This window comes from Rhodococcus sp. 05-340-2, assembly GCF_002258915.1.
Taxonomy (GTDB): Bacteria; Actinomycetota; Actinomycetes; order Mycobacteriales; family Mycobacteriaceae; genus Rhodococcoides.
Window position 1 is genome coordinate 393,454 of record NZ_NOYU01000027.1, and the last position, 15,667, is coordinate 409,120.

The following is a 15,667-nucleotide window of genomic DNA, read 5'->3' on the forward strand; positions in this document are numbered from 1 at the left end:
GTGACCGAGGCGATTCGTGGCCGAATGCCTCCGGCGTGCATCGCGCATGCGTGATATCGGTGACTTTCGGGCCGAATGTGCGTGTAACCGTGAGGTACTGTAACGAAAGAGACTGTTGTCGCTTGAAGTTCAGTACTTTTGTCCGAATTGCGAAGGGTGGCACGTGATCGAGCAGCCGGTGTCGAGTCTTGCCTCGTCCGAGCCCCCCCAATCGTCTTCCCGAACCGATGCTCCCGAGAAATCGGTCGAAGACACCGTTCTCGACGCGGCCAAGTCCTGCATCCTCGAACACGGAGTGAAGCGCACGACCTTGGCGGAGATCGCGCGTCGCGCCAAGGTCAGCAGGCCCACCGTGTACCGGAGATGGGCCGATACACGAGCAGTGGTGTCGAGCCTGCTCACTCGTGAGATCGGTGCCCTGATCCCGAGTTTCGACGCCACCGCGTCGGCTCGCGATCAGCTCGTGACTGCCGTCGGTGAAGTAGCCGACCGCATTCGGCTCCATCCGCTGTTCGTCAAGATTCTGCGTTCCGATTCCGACGTACTCGCCACCTACATTCTGCATCGACTCGGAACCAGTCAGGCGCTGATCATCGACGCACTGTCTTCCTTGGTCGTTGCCGGACAACGTGATTCCTCGATCCGTGCGGGGGATCCCACCACCCTGGCCACGCTGGTGCTCCTGATGGTGCAGTCCGCGGTGCAGTCCGCGGAGATGGTGTCCGAGCGCGTCTCCGGTAGCGAGGTGACCCGCCAGGTGGCGTATGCAGTGGACAGTTACCTCCGGCCCGAGACTGCGTGAACGAGGCTGCGTCGACCTGATCTCGGCACACGTCGAGCAGGACGGCTCGAGTGTGGCACGCTGGGTTCGTGCGAATAGCAGTGGTGGCCGGGCCCGATCCGGGGCATGCCTTTCCGGCAATCGCGCTGTCTCTGCTCTTCCGTGCGGCGGGCGACGAACCGATCCTCTTCACCGGTAGCCGGTGGGTACCCGACGCGCACGCCGCGGGGCTACGTGCGCTTCCTTTGGGTGGTCTTGCGCCGCGGCCGGAAGACGACGATCTCGATGCCGGACAACGTATCCACTCACGGGCGGCGTTCGTCTCGACCGAGTTGCTGCCCGACCTCGAGCGGGAGAACGTCGATCTCGTCGTGTCCGACATCCTGACCGCAGGGGGCGGCATGGCGGCCGAGCGGCTCGGTATCCCCTGGGTCGAGCTCTCGCCCCATCCACTGTATTCGCCCTCGAAAGGGTTGCCTCCCATCGGAAGTGGCCTGGCTCCGGGTACCGGTGTTCGTGGCAGGCTGCGCGATACCGTGATGCGTGCGTTGACGGCACGCTCGATCGCTCAGGGGCGAGCTCAGCGGTCCACAGCGCGGACGAGCATCGGGCTGCCTGCCGAGGATCCGGGCCCGGCGGCTCGGCTCGTCGCCACGATCCCGGCGCTCGAGGTGCACCGCCCCGACTGGCCGAAGGACGCTCACGTGGTCGGCCCTCTGCTGTGGGAACCGACGGACGACCTGCTCGATACTCCGGACGGCTCGTCACCGCTGGTGATGGTCGCGCCGTCGACAGCGTTCACCGGAGCGGAAGGAATGCTCGAGATGGCGCTGAAAGGGTTGGACGGCAGGGGAGTCCGGGTCGTTGCCTCCGTTCTCGACGGCGGCCCCGACGTACTCCCGAGCTGGGCGAACGCAGGTCTGGGCCGGCAGGACGAACTGCTGCGCCGTGCCGATGTGGTGGTGTGCGGCGGTGGTCACGGCATGCTGGCCAAGGCGCTCATTCACGGTGTTCCGGTGGTGACCGTACCCGGCGGTGGTGATCAGTGGGAGCTGGCGAATCGGGCTGCCCGGCAGGGGAGTGCCGTCATCGTGCGGCCCCCGACGCCGACCTCGATCGCCGACGCGGTGGCCACCGTACTGTCCGATCCGCGCTTCTCCCGGGCGGCGGCGACGGCGGCGGACGGGGCGAAGTCCGTCGAGGATCCGGTGTCCGTCTGTCATCGGGTGCTCGCCCGCAGCACTCCACGGCGCGGGCGTTAGGGTTGTCGTTGTGCGTCTGACCGAATTTCGTGAACTGCTCACCGAGGAGTTCGGCTCCGTTCGAGGCAATTCCTTGCTGACCGATCATGTGCTGTCCGGGATCGGACGGACCGGGGCTCAGGCCATCGAGGAGGGCGTCGACCCGAGAGAAGTGTGGCGCTCGATCTGCTACGAGTTCGACGTTCCGAAAGAACGCTGGTAGCTCCGTAGGTCGGATCGAGTTCGATCGGCGTGTCGAACGTCGCGGTAGTTGACTCGAACACGTGTTCCCCTATGCTGGTGTCAACGGTTGCTGAGCGGTCCAGAGAAACTTCTTGTCGGTACCCCGTTCTAGCGTTACCGACGACAAAGCTGATCGACACGACACAGCTGAACGACACGACACAGGGAGCTCACGATGGCTGCATACGATCGCGACAAAGCGCTCGATCTCGCACTCGCGCAGATCGACAAGAACTTCGGCAAGGGTTCGGTGATGCGCCTCGGTGACGAGGTCCGCCAGCCCATCGCCGTCATCCCCACAGGATCGATCGCGCTCGATGTGGCACTCGGCATCGGAGGGTTGCCGCGTGGACGTGTCATCGAGGTCTACGGCCCGGAGTCCTCGGGTAAGACCACCGTTGCGTTGCATGCGGTGGCCAGTGCTCAGCGGGCGGGCGGCATCGCTGCCTTCATCGACGCGGAGCACGCACTGGATCCGGATTACGCGAAGAAGCTCGGTGTCGACACCGATGCACTGCTGGTCTCACAGCCCGATACCGGCGAGCAAGCCCTCGAAATTGCCGACATGCTGATCCGTTCGGGCGCACTCGATATCCTCGTGATCGACTCGGTGGCCGCACTCGTACCGCGCGCCGAGATCGAAGGCGAGATGGGCGACAGTCACGTGGGTTTGCAGGCTCGCCTGATGAGCCAGGCGCTGCGCAAGATCACCGGCGCGATGAGCAACTCCGGTACCACCGTGATCTTCATCAACCAGCTGCGCGAGAAGATCGGCGTGATGTTCGGCTCTCCCGAAACCACCACCGGTGGTAAGGCATTGAAGTTCTACGCCTCGGTTCGCCTCGACATCCGCCGCATCGAGACCCTGAAGGACGGAACCGATGCCATCGGTAACCGCACCCGTGTCAAGGTGGTCAAGAACAAGGTCGCGCCGCCGTTCAAGCAGGCCGAGTTCGACATCATCTACGGCAAGGGCATCAGCCGTGAAGGCTCGTTGATCGACATGGGTGTCGAGCACGGCTTCATCCGTAAGTCCGGTTCGTGGTTCACCTACGAAGGTGACCAGCTCGGCCAGGGCAAGGAGAACGCCCGCAAGTTCATGCTCGAGAACCCCGATGTGCGGGACGAGATCGAGAAGAAGATCATGGAGAAGCTGCAGATCGGCGCGGACGTCACCGCAGAGGATCCCGCAGCTGCTCCGGTCGACTTCTAGCCTGTCGTCGCTGTGCAGCAGCGAGACGAAGGCGGCGGCACCGAGGCGCAGGCGAAAGATGTCTGCCTTCGGTTGCTGACCGACCGAGCGCGTAGCAGGCACGAACTCGAAGCCAGCCTGGCCAAGAAGGGATTCACCACCGAGATCGCGAACGCCGTTCTCGACCGGCTCGAGAAGGCCAAATTGGTCGACGACGAGTCGTTCGCGCAGCAGTGGGTCCAATCTCGGCACAAGTACTCCGGCAAGGGAAAACGTGCACTGAGCATGGAGCTCCGCAACAAGGGAGTCAGCAACGAACTTGCAGTGCACGCACTCGATCTGATCGATGCCGACGACGAGCGCCACCGTGCAGGTGAACTGGTACGCAAGCGATTCCGCACGCTGCAGCTGCCGGACCCGAGTGGGCCGGATGCCCGCGCCGAGCGGGACAAGGTGGTCCGAAAATTGGTCGGTATGCTCGCGCGCCGTGGCTACTCGCAAGGAATGGCATTTGCGGTGGTCAAAGAAGAACTCGACCGCGCAGGTGCAGACACCGAAGACTTCGACGGCCCCGACACGATGTGATCGTCCACTTCGAGCCGGTGCCGTCGAGAAACAGTAAGGCCCGCAACACCATCGGTGTGGCGGGCCTTACTTGTCGAGGGCTTACTCAGTTGCCGCCGACGCGAGGTCAGGCTGCCTGACCACCGTCGAGAGCCGGCACAACAGCAGTCGCCCCCGCCTTGCGCTTACGAGAACGCAGGCGACGTTCGACCACGGTGGCAAGCTTCGTCAACCCAGAGTTGATGATGATCATGATCACGGCGACGATGATCAGCGACGGCAGGTAGTTGCTGTAGAACGCACCGACCTGTTGACCCGAGCGCACCACTTCGACGTAACCGATCACGTAGCCCAACGCCGAGTCCTTCAGCGCGACCACCATCTGCGAGATGATCGCAGGCAACATCGCGGTGACGGCCTGGGGGAGCAGAACCAGCAACATGACCTGGCTCTTGCGCATTCCGAGAGCCGATGCTGCTTCCCGCTGACCCTTGGGCAACGAATTGACACCGGCACGCACGATCTCTGCGATGACGGAACCGTTGTACAGCGTCAGGCCAGTGACCACTGCAGCCAAGGCCAAGTACTTGACCTTGAAGACCTCGTAATCGGCGTACACCGCGTACAGGAAGATCATCAAGATCAGAACCGGAACTGCGCGGAACACCTCGACGAATGCGCCGCTGATCATCCGTACCACCCGGTGATCGGACAACCTGCCGATACCGAGTACGGCACCGAGAATCAGGGCGAAGACGATCGACAGGGCCGCTGCCACCAGCGTGCCCTGAATGCCGGGCAACAGATACGTTGTCCACGTGGTCGATTCGAGGAACGGATCCCACTTCTCCGCGGTCAACTGCCCCTTGGAGTCCAGTGCCCGGTAGATCAGAAACGCGATTCCCAGTGAGACGACTGCAACGACCACGGTCAGGATGCGGTACCGCAGCACCGCTTTCGGGCCTGGAACGTCGTACAGAACTGCTACTGCATCACTCATCATGACACCGCCAATCGCTTGCTGATGTAGCCGAACAGCAACCCGGTCGGGAGCGTCAGGATCATGAAACCGAGCGCGAAGATGCCGCCGACCACGAAGATCGCGGCCTCGTTCTCGATCATGTTCTTCATCAGGAACGACGCCTCGGCGACGCCGATGACCGACGCGATGGTCGTGTTCTTGGTCAGCGCGATCACGACGCTGCCGAGAGGTCCTACCACGGCTCGGAATGCTTGTGGGAGAACGACTATGGAGATGTTCTGGGTGAACGTCATGCCCAGCGATCGGCCCGCTTCGGCCTGCCCGACCGGGACGGTGTTGATTCCCGACCGTAGAGATTCGGCGACGAACGACGCGGTGTAGACACTCAGACCGAGGATCGCCAAGCGAAAGTTGTTGTCGTCGAGGAATGTCGACGACGACTCCGACGCGAGGGAGACACCCATGGTCTGGTAGAGGCCGAACGAGGTGAACAGGATGATCAGGGTCAACGGGGTGTTACGAAAGATGGTGACGTACGTCGCGGCTATGCCACGTGCGATCGGGATGGGAGACACCCGCATCGCGGCAATGATCGTTCCGATGACCAGCGCGCCGACGAGGGAGGCCAACGTCAGGTAGATGGTCGAGAGGAACGCGTCGATCAATTGATCGCCGTACTTGCTCAATAGGTTCACGGTGCTTGTTGATCCTCACGGCTCGGCGAGATCGAACCGTCGTGTTCCGCGTGCACGCGCACGCGGAACACGACGACAGGGTCGATCAGTAGCGGTCGACGGTGGGCGGGGTCGGCAGCGGGTAGCCCGATGCGCCCACGGTGTCGTTGAACGCCTGCTCCCAGGCACCGCTCGAGACCATCTCTTCGATGGCGTCGTTGATCTGGTTGCGTCCGTCGGTGTCGTCCTTGTTCAGGCCGATGCCGTAGTTCTCGGTGGTGAACGGCTCACCGACCACCTTGAACTGTCCGGGTGACTGTGCGGCGTAGCCCGCGAGGATGATGTCGTCCGTGGTGACGGCGTCGACGGTGCCGTTGCGCAGTGCCTCGACGCAGGCGGAGTAGGTGTCGAACGGCTGGAGCTGGACGCCCGGGTACTCGTCGGCGATGTTCTGGGCCGGGGTGGAGCCGGTGACCGAGCACAGTCGCTTGCCGTCGTTGAGCGAATCGGCACCGGTGATGTCGGTGTTGTCTTCTCGTACGAGCAGCGATTGTCCTGCGACGAAGTACGGGCCGGCGAAGCCGACCTTCTCCTTGCGGGTGTCGGTGATCGAGTAGGTGGCGACGATGTAGTCGACCTCACCGTTTTCGATCAGGGTCTCGCGCTGAGCCGAGGGAGACTCCTTGAATTCGATGTTGGCCTCGTCGACACCGAGCTTGCCGGCGACGTACTTGGCCACCTCGACGTCGAATCCGCTGAACGTGCCGTCCGGATTACGGAGACCGAGGCCGGGCTGGTCGAACTTGATGCCGACGATGAGGTTGCCGGATTCGGCGCTGGTCGAGATGGTGCGTGCTTCCTCGCCGCCGCCGCAGGCAGTGGCGACGATGGAGAGAGCGGCGATGGCGACACCGAAGCGAAGCGGTCGGGTGATTCTCACAGTGGATGTCCTTCGGTTGAGTCGTGCGTGCGGGGACGAGCGGTGAATCGGGTCAGTGGCCGAGGATCTTGCCCAGGAAGTCCTTGGCTCGCTCGGACTTGGGGGATTTGAAGAACGTCTCCGGATCGGTGTCCTCGACGACGGCTCCGTCGGCCATGAAGATGACGCGGTCGCCTGCCTTGCGGGCGAAGCCCATCTCGTGGGTGACGACGAGCATCGTCATGCCCTCCTTGGCGAGCGAGGTCATCACGTCGAGTACCTCGTTGACCATTTCGGGGTCGAGTGCCGAGGTGGGCTCGTCGAAGAGCATCACCTTGGGATTCATGGCGAGTGATCGTGCGATGGCGACACGCTGCTGCTGACCACCGGACAGCTGAGCGGGATACTTGTCTGCCTGGTTGGCGATGCCCACGCGCTCGAGGAGTGCCAGGGCGCTCTTCTCTGCCTCGTCCTTCTTCTGCTTGCGCACCTTCATCGGCGCGAGCATGACGTTCTGCAGAATGGTCTTGTGCGCGAACAGGTTGAACGACTGGAACACCATGCCCACGTCGGCACGCAGTGCGGCCAGGGCCTTGCCCTCGGCGGGGAGCAGGTCTCCGTCGACTTCGATGGCACCGGAGTCGATCGGCTCCAACCGGTTGATCGTCCGGCACAGGGTCGACTTGCCCGATCCGGAAGGACCAACGACGATGACGACCTGTCCGGCCGGCACTTCCAGGTTGATGTCCTTGAGGACGTGCAGATCACCGAAATGTTTGTCGACGGATTTGAGCGAGATCATCGAGGGTGCGCCCGGCGGGGGTGTCGATGCCGGCGCGTCGGTGGCGTGCGTCATAGATCGAAACCCTATGCGTAGTTTCCTCGCTGACCGGTGTTTTCGCCCGTCATCTTCGATTATGTAATGGAAACTTTACTGACGGTCTGCATCGGCCCTGGACAGTCTCCGGTGGGGCTCTCGACCCCGGCGTGTCGGTCGGTGCGATGGACGTACCCTGGAGGGGTGCAAACGAGTGTTTTTCCGACCGTGGACGTGACCGAGCACGGGGTGTCCGAGCCCGTACCGTTCACCGACGGGTCGGCGACGAGTCCCCGCAGCTACGAGGTGCGTACGCACGGTTGCCAGATGAACGTCCACGATTCGGAGCGGTTGTCCGGGTTGCTCGAGGAAGCCGGCTACGTTCCTGCGGACGCAGGGACCGACGCAGATCTGGTCGTGTTCAACACGTGCGCGGTGCGCGAGAACGCCGACAACAAGCTGTACGGCAACCTCGGTATGTTGCGGCCTGCGAAAACGCGGAACCCCAACATGCAGATCGCCGTGGGCGGTTGCCTGGCGCAGAAGGACCGCAACACCGTCGTGGAGAAGGCACCGTGGGTCGACGTCGTCTTCGGTACCCACAACATCGGGTCGCTGCCGGTACTGCTCGAGCGCGCCCGACACAACGAACAGGCGCAGGTCGAGATTCTCGAATCCCTCGAGGCCTTCCCGTCCACCCTGCCCGCGAAACGAGAATCGACATACGCGGGTTGGGTGTCGATCTCGGTGGGCTGCAACAACACCTGCACGTTCTGTATCGTTCCGGCCCTGCGCGGCAAGGAAATCGACCGCAGGCCGGGCGACATCCTGGCCGAGGTACAGGCATTGGTGGATCAGGGCGTGCTCGAGGTGACGCTGCTCGGCCAGAACGTCAATGCATACGGTGCCTCGTTCGCCGATCCGGACATGCCCCGTGATCGCGGCGCGTTCGCCTCGCTGCTGACCGCATGCGGTTCGATCGAAGGGCTCGAGCGCGTGCGCTTCACGTCTCCGCACCCGGCCGAGTTCACCGACGACGTCATCGAGGCGATGGCGTCGACCCCGAACATCTGCCCCACCCTGCACATGCCGCTGCAGTCCGGATCGGACCGAATCCTCAAGGCGATGCGCAGGTCCTACCGGCAGAGCAAGTTCATGGGCATCATCGACAAGGTCCGCGAGGCCATGCCCCACGCGGCTGTCACCACCGACATCATCGTCGGTTTTCCGGGTGAGACCGAAGAGGATTTCCAGCAGACCCTCGATGTGGTGCGCCGGGCCGAGTTCGCCAACGCCTACACCTTCCAGTACTCCAAGCGTCCGGGCACCCCGGCCGCCGACATGCCCGACCAGGTACCCAAAGAGGTTGTGCAGGAACGGTATCTACGCCTGATCGCGTTGCAGGAAGAGATCGTTCTCGCTGCCAACCAGGCGCTGATCGGTACCGAGGTCGAACTGCTCGTCGCCACCGGTGAAGGCCGGAAGAACGCGGCAACGCATCGGATGAGCGGCCGAGCACGGGACGGTCGACTCGTACACTTCGCCGTCGACGCCGACAGGGCGAGCGGGATTCGCCCGGGTGACGTCGTCACGACCACGCTGACGGCCGCCGCTCCGTACCACCTCATCGCCGATGCCGGCGTGCTCACCCATCGCCGTACGGCAGCTGGAGACGCCCACGAACGCGGAGTGATGCCCAAGACGGCACCGATCGGCGTCGGCCTCGGACTTCCCTCGATCGGCGCACCGGCGCCGCTACCGGTAGAGACAGGATGCACCGCATGACCAACACAGACGGACCCGATCGCGTCGTACCCTCTCGATCCGCAGAGGAACTCGGACGAACGGAAAGAGCGGTGATGACCGAGCTGGACCCGGGAGCCCGGGCCATGGTCGTGGCCGGGCTGGTGCTGGTCCTGCTGGTCACGTTCGCGTTGCCGCACACCGGATCGGCCAGCGGGTTCGACGTGCTCACGGGCAGCGATGCCGCAGTAGCGGAATCCATCGCGCTGCCGTCGCGCGTCTTCGTGATGCTGGTGCTGACGTTCGGCGTGGTGATGTCGGTGCTCGCGCTCGTCACCCGTATATGGGCGCTGGCCTGGGCCGCCCTCGCTGGGTGTGCGGTGTCGTCGGTGTACGGAATGTTCTCGATCTGGACGCGGCAGACCGTGCCGGACAACCTGCAAGGTGCCGGACCGGGGATCGGCCTGATCATCGCGTGGATCGCCGTCATCGCACTGACGTTCCACTGGCTCAAGGCCGTGTGGAACAAGACGAACGCCCAGCTCGCCGCTCAGGAGCAGCGGCGCATCGCCGCCGCGTCGGGTGAGCAGAAGTTGCGGCTGTGGGACGGCCACTCGGCCCCGTAGGCCCGAACGGCCGCCCCCGGCCAGGAGTGGAGTCAGCGAAACGACTCCGGCCGAATCGAGCGCGACCGGCGAATCACAACTCGTCGACGGCGCTCTCGGCTGCGTCGGCCCACTCGCGCCACTGCTGCGCCTGTGCAAGCGCACGCTCGGCGTCCTTTGTCTTGCCTGCTGCAGTCGCCTTCGCGGCCTGATCCTCGAACTGAGCCACCCGCTCGCGGAACTGCGCGGCGCGGGCGACGGCCTCGGGGTCGGAACGACGCCACTGCGACTCCACCGCGTCGTGGACGGACTTCTCGATCGCCCTCAGCTTGCCTTCGAGTTCCTGCATCTTCTCGCGCGGAACCTTGCCGATGGCATCCCACTTGTCCTGCAGGTCGCGCAGTGCCGAACGAGCAGCATCGAGGTCCTTGCTCGGATCGATGTGAGTCTTGGCCAGCAGGGCTTCCTTGGCCTCGGCGTTGGACTCGAACTCGGCGTCCCGCTCGGACGCCGCAGCGTTGCGGGCAGCGAAGAACACGTCCTGCGCGGCCTTGAAGTTCTTCCACAGAGCGTCGTCGGCATCGCGTGGGGCGCGACCGGATGCCTTCCACTCCACCAGTAGATCGCGGAACGCGGCTGCGGTGGGACCCCAATCCGTGGACGACGACAAGGCTTTGGCCCGCTCGACCAGTTCTTCCTTGCGGGTCTTGGCCGCACCGCGCTCACGATCGAGATCGGCGAAGTGTGCGCCGCGGCGACGGTTGAAGTTCTCCCGTGCCTTGGAGTAGCGCTTCCACAGAGCGTCGTCGATCTTGCGGTCGACCCCGCGGATCGTCTTCCACTCGTCGAGGATTTCGCGCAGTCGATCTCCCGCGTGCTTCCACTGGGTCGATTCGCTGCCGATCTGCTCGGCTTCGACTGCAAGTGCTTCCTTGCGTGCAGTGTGCTCGGCGCGTTCGAGCTCCTTCTCGTGCTTGGCCACCGCTGCTGCAGCGTCCGAGTGCTCGACGACCGCGTCGAGTCGCCTGGCGAGCAGATCGAGGTCGCCGATCACCGCCGCAGTGGGCAGGCTCTCGAGGAGTGCGGACGCTGCGGCCTTGGTCTTCTTGGCATCGCCCGTACCGGAGGTCAATCGGGCTTCGAGCAGACCGACCTCGGTGGCCAGATCGTCGTAGCGCCGACCGAAATGCGCGAGTCCTTCCGCTGCGTCTCCGGCCTGCCAGGACCCGATCTGCCGTTCGCCGTCGGAGCTGGTCACCCACGCGGTGCCGTCGTCGTCGACTCGGCCGAACTTGCTGGGATCACTCGCCGGGGCGACCGTCGGGATCGCGGTGGGGACGTGGGAGGGGGTCGGGTGAGGTTTGGCACCGGCCGAACCACCGGGACGCGGAGCGCCTGCACCAGGGCCGCCGGGCTTGGGTCCACCACCTGGCTTCGGTCCACCGCCCGGCTTGGGTCCACCTCCGGGCCTTGGTCCGCCGTGGCTCACCGCATCGGGCGCGGTGGCACCGGGGTTCTGGGCGGGTGCGTCCGAGGGTGCAGCCTCGGGGGTGGTGGGGGTGCCGGCGTTCGGGTCGGTCATTGTTCCTCATCTCTGCCGCGCGTCACGGCTGCCTCAATCGCGATCTGGACACCATTGAACTAGGTGACGACCGATCGGACCATTGAAACAGCTCAGACGACTCGAGGTGGACTCGTCCGGCCAAGTCGCGTCACCGACTAGCGTGGTGCTCGTGTTTCGTGTCGCGGCCCTGGTGCCCTCTCCACCGTTGCTGGTCCCCGAATTGATGGGCGCGAGGGCGGCCGAAACAGCCGATCTTCGGACCGCCGCCGTCGGCGCGACGACACACCTGGCGTCGACGGTCGACCGCTGGATGGCAGTCGGCGTCGATCGCACGTCCTCCACGTACGGCGAGGGCACGATCGGCACGTTGCGGGGCTTCGGAGTCGACGTGGTGGTGGGACTGTCGGGCGGCACAGCGCGGACTGCAGCAGACCCGGATCTGCCGCTGGCCGTTCTGATCGCCGGGTGGCTACGAGGAGTGGCTGCGCCCGACGATGCGGTCGAGGTCCGCACGATCCCGGCCGATGCGAGTACCGGGTGGTGCGCCGAGTTCGGCGAGGAGCTGCGCCGAGAGCTCGACGCATCGGCGGAGAGCTGGGGCGTTCTGGTGCTGGCAGACGGGGCGAACACCCTGACTCCGAAGGCCCCCGGATCGTTCGACGAGCGCGCGGAGGAGCTCCAGCGCAGCATCGACGATGCCCTCGCGACGGCCGACGTCGATACTCTGGCGGGTCTGGATGTGGACCTGTGCGCATCGCTCGGTGTCGGCGGCCGAGCGGCGTGGCAGGTGCTGGCAGCGCTCGCCGGAACCGGTGCGACCACGACGACCGAGCTCTACCGCGGTGCGCCCTTCGGGGTCGGATACTTCGTGGGGACCTGGTCTCGTGACTGACGGGGCGAGCGATCGTGCCACGACTCCGATCGCGATCATCGGGCCGACGGCCACGGGAAAATCCGATCTGGCTCTCGATCTGGCCGAGGAATTCGGCGGCGAAATCGTCAACATCGACGCGATGCAGCAGTACCGGGGGATGGACATCGGCACCGCGAAACTGCCCGTCGCGGAGCGGCGAGGAATTCCGCACCATCAACTCGATGTGCTCGAGGTCACCGACATCGCGACCGTCGCGCGGTATCAAGAAGCTGCGGTCGCCGACGTCGAGGACATCAGATCGCGCGGATTGCGACCGATCGTCGTCGGCGGATCGATGATGTACGTGCAATCGCTGCTCGACGAGTGGGCATTTCCGGCCACCGACCCCGTCGTCCGAGCGAAATGGGAAGCAGTCCTCGAACGCGACGGTGTCGAGGAGATCCATCGCGCGTTGACGGCGGCCGACCCCGAAGCCGCCGCGTCCATTCTGCCCACCGACGGTCGTCGCATGGTCCGCGCGCTGGAGGTGGTGGAGCTGACGGGGCAACCGTTCGCGGCGTCGGCACCGAAGATCGGTGAACCGCGTTGGGGCACAGTGATATTGGGTGTCGATCGCGACACCGTCGAACTGGACGAGCGGATCGCCGAGCGCACTCGGCTGATGTTCGAGACCGGACTGCTCGACGAGGTGGACGGGCTGCTCGCCCTGGGACTGCGTGAGGGCGTCACCGCGTCGCGCGCGATCGGGTACGCGCAGGCTCTCGATGTGCTGGCGGGGGAGTACGACGTCGAGTTCGCTCGCGAACGGACGTTCATCGGAACCAGACGCTACGTGCGACGCCAACGATCGTGGTTTCGCCGCGACGAACGCGTCCGTTGGCTCGACGGCACCTCGCCCACGCTGATGTCGGACGCCCTGTCCGCGATCGACCCCTCGTAGTCGAGCCCACGTAGACTCGCGGCCATGGAATTCGCCAAAGGCCACGGAACTCAGAACGACTTCGTCGTACTGCCGGATCCGGCAGCCGAGCTCGAACTCACCAGGTCGGCGGTCTCGGTGTTGTGCGATCGACGCCAGGGTCTCGGTGCCGACGGCATTCTGCGCGTCGCGCGGGCCGGTGTGCTCCGAGATGCAGGCGTACTCGATCGAATTCCGTCGGGTGTCGAGCCCGACGACTGGTTCATGGACTACCGCAACGGCGACGGCACCATTGCCGAGATGTGCGGTAACGGTGTCCGTGTGTTCGCGCACTACCTTCGGGTGCACGATCTCGAACAACGCGACCAGTTCGTGGTGGGTTCACGGGCCGGCGCACGCGCTGTGACCGTCCACTCGTTCGACGACACCGACGCCGATGTCACCGTGGCGATGGGCGACGTCACGCTGATGGGCTCGAGCTCGGTGACGCTTGCAGGCGGAACGTACGAGGGCGTCGGAATCGACGTCGGGAATCCTCATCTGGCCTGTGTCGACGGTGCGTTGACGCGCGAATCTCTCCGCGCTCTCGACTTGTCCGCGCCGCCGACACTGGACTCCGAGTTCTTTCCCCACGGTGCAAACGTCGAGATCCTGACCAGGCTCGACGACGGCGGCGTCGAGATGCGCGTGTTCGAGCGCGGTGTCGGGGAGACGCGATCGTGTGGCACCGGAACCGTGGCGGCGGCCGCGGCCGCGCTGTCCTTCGAGGGCCTCGAGACCGGTGAGGTGAGTGTCGGTGTGCTCGGCGGTCGGGTACGTGTGAACATCGATCACGTCGGCGCCACCCTGCGCGGACCATCGGTGCTGCTGGCCCGCGGTGAGATCGACGACCGGTGGCTGAAGGCGCAGTCCTGACGATCGCACGGACCTCGGTCTCGGCGTGGACCGAAACCCGCGTGCATACGCTGGGGTTTTCGTGGATCATGGAGCTCGTATGACGACCTCACATGAAACATCCCCTGCGGGCGAACCGGTCGACGACAGTCGCGACGAGGTCGACGGTGCTCCCGATACCGAATCCGCCTGGACTCGCGAAGAGTCCGACGCGTGGTCGAGGCGACTGGCTCGGTCTCCGCTGAACGACGAGAACTCGCCATCCTCCGGCGACATGCAGCTCGAAGACCGCACCGCGCTACGTCGAGTGGCCGGACTGTCCACCGAGCTCACCGACGTCACCGAGGTCGAGTACCGGCAGTTGCGCCTCGAACGCGTCGTGTTGGTCGGAGTCTGGACCACCGGCACGGCCGCGCAGGCCGAGTCCAGCATGACCGAACTGGCTGCTCTGGCCGAGACCGCCGGCTCGGAGGTACTCGAAGCGCTGATGCAGCGACGCGACAAGCCCGATGCCGCGACGTACATCGGTTCCGGTAAGGCCAAGGAGGTACGCGACATCGTCCTCGCGACCGGTGCCGACACGGTGATCTGCGACGGTGAACTGACGCCTGCTCAGCTCAATGCGCTGGAGAAGGTGGTCAAGGTCAAGGTCATCGACCGCACCGCGCTGATCCTCGACATCTTCGCCCAGCACGCGACCTCGCGAGAAGGCAAGGCGCAGGTCGCCTTCGCGCAGATGGAATACATGTTGCCCAGGCTTCGCGGCTGGGGCGAATCCATGTCGCGGCAGGCCGGTGGACGCGCAGGCAGCAACGGTGGTGTGGGTCTGCGCGGACCGGGTGAGACGAAGATCGAGACCGACCGTCGACGCATCCGTGAGCGAATGGCTAAGCTGCGCCGCGAGATCAAGGGCATGAAGCAGGCCCGCGACACCAAACGCGAACAGCGCCTGAGCGGTACGGTGCCGTCCATCGCGATCGTGGGATACACGAACGCAGGCAAGTCGAGTCTGTTGAATGCGCTGACCGGATCCGGTGTGTTGGTTCAGAACGCATTGTTCGCCACCCTCGATCCCACCACGCGCAAGTCGACGCTCGAAGACGGCCGCGAGATCGTGCTGACCGACACCGTCGGCTTCGTTCGGCATCTGCCGACTCAGTTGGTCGAAGCGTTCCGCTCGACGCTCGAGGAAGTCACCGATGCAGATCTACTGCTGCACGTGGTCGACGGATCGGATCCTCTTCCTATCGATCAGATCAAGGCCGTGCGCGAGGTGATCACCGAGGTGGTTCGCGAGCAGGATGCGAAGATGCCGCCGGAGTTGTTGGTGGTCAACAAGATCGACGCTGCCGATCCGGTGCAGCTGACCCAGCTGCGCGGACTGCTCGACGGCGCGCGGTTCGTCTCGGCCAAGACCGGCGAGGGCATCGACGCCCTGCGCGATCACTTGGCCGAGATCCTCTCCGAGCCGGACGTGCTGGTCGACGTCCTCGTGCCCTACACGCGTGGTGATCTGGTCGCGCGAATCCACACCGACGGCCGGATCGTGAAATCGACCCATGAGGAAGAGGGCACGCGCGTGGAAGCTCGTGTGCCGCAATCGCTTGCGGCAGCGCTCGTCGAGTTCACGGCGACCGTTCCCAGCGTCTGAACTC

Annotated in this window: 16 protein-coding genes; 11 read left to right on the forward strand and 5 right to left on the reverse strand. The window is 64.7% G+C overall.

Annotated features, from left to right (window positions below; translation table 11 throughout):
* Positions 1-163: 163 nt before the first annotated feature.
* The 5 genes from CH271_RS16870 to CH271_RS16890 all read left to right on the forward strand — a co-directional run bounded on the left by CH271_RS16870 (position 164) and on the right by CH271_RS16890 (position 4,042).
* Positions 164-802, forward strand: a complete 639-nt coding sequence (locus tag CH271_RS16870) for a TetR/AcrR family transcriptional regulator (RefSeq protein ID WP_256986429.1) — start codon at positions 164-166, stop codon at positions 800-802.
* Between the two features lie 68 nt (positions 803-870).
* A complete protein-coding gene (locus tag CH271_RS16875; protein WP_179274656.1) occupies positions 871-2,043 on the forward strand; it encodes a glycosyltransferase in 1,173 nt (390 codons plus the stop codon).
* Between the two features lie 10 nt (positions 2,044-2,053).
* Positions 2,054-2,245 carry a DUF3046 domain-containing protein gene (locus tag CH271_RS16880; protein ID WP_037189524.1) on the forward strand — a complete coding sequence of 64 codons (192 nt, stop codon included), beginning with the start codon at positions 2,054-2,056 and terminating at the stop codon, positions 2,243-2,245.
* A 195-nt stretch (positions 2,246-2,440) separates the two neighbouring features.
* Positions 2,441-3,478, forward strand: coding sequence for a recombinase RecA (gene recA, locus CH271_RS16885; protein WP_037189523.1), 1,038 nt, complete (start codon positions 2,441-2,443; stop codon positions 3,476-3,478).
* A 12-nt stretch (positions 3,479-3,490) separates the two neighbouring features.
* Positions 3,491-4,042 carry a regulatory protein RecX gene (locus CH271_RS16890; RefSeq protein ID WP_094634278.1) on the forward strand — a complete coding sequence of 184 codons (552 nt, stop codon included), beginning with the start codon at positions 3,491-3,493 and terminating at the stop codon, positions 4,040-4,042.
* A gap of 106 nt (positions 4,043-4,148) precedes the next feature.
* Here CH271_RS16890 and CH271_RS16895 read toward each other — a convergent pair whose 3' ends face one another.
* The 4 genes from CH271_RS16895 to CH271_RS16910 form a co-directional block, all read right to left on the reverse strand.
* Positions 4,149-5,021, reverse strand: a complete 873-nt coding sequence (locus tag CH271_RS16895; RefSeq protein ID WP_094634279.1) for an amino acid ABC transporter permease — start codon at positions 5,019-5,021, stop codon at positions 4,149-4,151.
* Positions 5,021-5,698, reverse strand: coding sequence for an amino acid ABC transporter permease (locus CH271_RS16900; RefSeq protein ID WP_032377154.1), 678 nt, complete (start codon positions 5,696-5,698; stop codon positions 5,021-5,023). The genes CH271_RS16895 and CH271_RS16900 overlap by 1 nt, the downstream gene beginning before the upstream one ends.
* 85 nt (positions 5,699-5,783) lie before the next feature.
* Complete coding sequence (locus CH271_RS16905; RefSeq protein WP_094634280.1) at positions 5,784-6,617, reverse strand: glutamate ABC transporter substrate-binding protein; 834 nt, start codon at positions 6,615-6,617, stop codon at positions 5,784-5,786.
* A 52-nt stretch (positions 6,618-6,669) separates the two neighbouring features.
* Positions 6,670-7,398, reverse strand: a complete 729-nt coding sequence (locus CH271_RS16910) for an amino acid ABC transporter ATP-binding protein (protein WP_170944851.1) — start codon at positions 7,396-7,398, stop codon at positions 6,670-6,672.
* Between the two features lie 264 nt (positions 7,399-7,662).
* Between CH271_RS16910 and miaB the strand changes: the two genes are divergently transcribed.
* Positions 7,663-9,198, forward strand: coding sequence for a tRNA (N6-isopentenyl adenosine(37)-C2)-methylthiotransferase MiaB (gene miaB / locus CH271_RS16915; RefSeq protein ID WP_094634562.1), 1,536 nt, complete (start codon positions 7,663-7,665; stop codon positions 9,196-9,198).
* Positions 9,195-9,782 (forward strand): Rv2732c family membrane protein, encoded by a 588-nt coding sequence (locus CH271_RS16920; RefSeq protein ID WP_037190114.1) that lies wholly within the window; start codon positions 9,195-9,197, stop codon positions 9,780-9,782. Before miaB ends, CH271_RS16920 begins: the two co-directional genes overlap by 4 nt.
* 73 nt (positions 9,783-9,855) lie before the next feature.
* Here the strand turns inward: CH271_RS16920 and CH271_RS16925 are convergent, their stop codons facing one another.
* Positions 9,856-11,343 (reverse strand): DUF349 domain-containing protein, encoded by a 1,488-nt coding sequence (locus CH271_RS16925; protein ID WP_256986430.1) that lies wholly within the window; start codon positions 11,341-11,343, stop codon positions 9,856-9,858.
* Between the two features lie 151 nt (positions 11,344-11,494).
* On the opposite strand from CH271_RS16925, the gene CH271_RS16930 reads away from it, so the two are divergent.
* The 4 genes from CH271_RS16930 (at position 11,495) to hflX (ending at position 15,663) form a co-directional block, all read left to right on the forward strand.
* Positions 11,495-12,217: a class III extradiol dioxygenase subunit B-like domain-containing protein gene (locus CH271_RS16930; protein WP_094634564.1), complete on the forward strand. Its 723-nt coding sequence runs from the start codon at positions 11,495-11,497 to the stop codon at positions 12,215-12,217.
* Positions 12,210-13,139: a tRNA (adenosine(37)-N6)-dimethylallyltransferase MiaA gene (gene miaA / locus CH271_RS16935; protein WP_037189517.1), complete on the forward strand. Its 930-nt coding sequence runs from the start codon at positions 12,210-12,212 to the stop codon at positions 13,137-13,139. The genes CH271_RS16930 and miaA overlap by 8 nt, the downstream gene beginning before the upstream one ends.
* Before the next feature lie 24 nt (positions 13,140-13,163).
* Complete coding sequence (gene dapF, locus CH271_RS16940) at positions 13,164-14,033, forward strand: diaminopimelate epimerase (protein ID WP_094634282.1); 870 nt, start codon at positions 13,164-13,166, stop codon at positions 14,031-14,033.
* Positions 14,034-14,112: 79 nt separating this feature from the next.
* Positions 14,113-15,663, forward strand: coding sequence for a GTPase HflX (hflX, locus tag CH271_RS16945; protein ID WP_094634283.1), 1,551 nt, complete (start codon positions 14,113-14,115; stop codon positions 15,661-15,663).
* The last annotated feature ends 4 nt before the right edge of the window (positions 15,664-15,667 follow it).

Bases quoted from the DNA above. Each gene is read 5' to 3' on its own strand.
- recA (WP_037189523.1), top strand. From the start codon at position 2,441: ATGGCTGCATACGATCGCGACAAAGCGCTCGATCTCGCACTCGCGCAG.
- CH271_RS16895 (WP_094634279.1), bottom strand. From the start codon at position 5,021: ATGAGTGATGCAGTAGCAGTTCTGTACGACGTTCCAGGCCCGAAAGCG.
- CH271_RS16910 (WP_170944851.1), bottom strand. From the start codon at position 7,398: ATGATCTCGCTCAAATCCGTCGACAAACATTTCGGTGATCTGCACGTC.
- CH271_RS16920 (WP_037190114.1), top strand. From the start codon at position 9,195: ATGACCAACACAGACGGACCCGATCGCGTCGTACCCTCTCGATCCGCA.
- CH271_RS16925 (WP_256986430.1), bottom strand. From the start codon at position 11,343: ATGACCGACCCGAACGCCGGCACCCCCACCACCCCCGAGGCTGCACCC.
- dapF (WP_094634282.1), top strand. From the start codon at position 13,164: ATGGAATTCGCCAAAGGCCACGGAACTCAGAACGACTTCGTCGTACTG.
- hflX (WP_094634283.1), top strand. From the start codon at position 14,113: ATGACGACCTCACATGAAACATCCCCTGCGGGCGAACCGGTCGACGAC.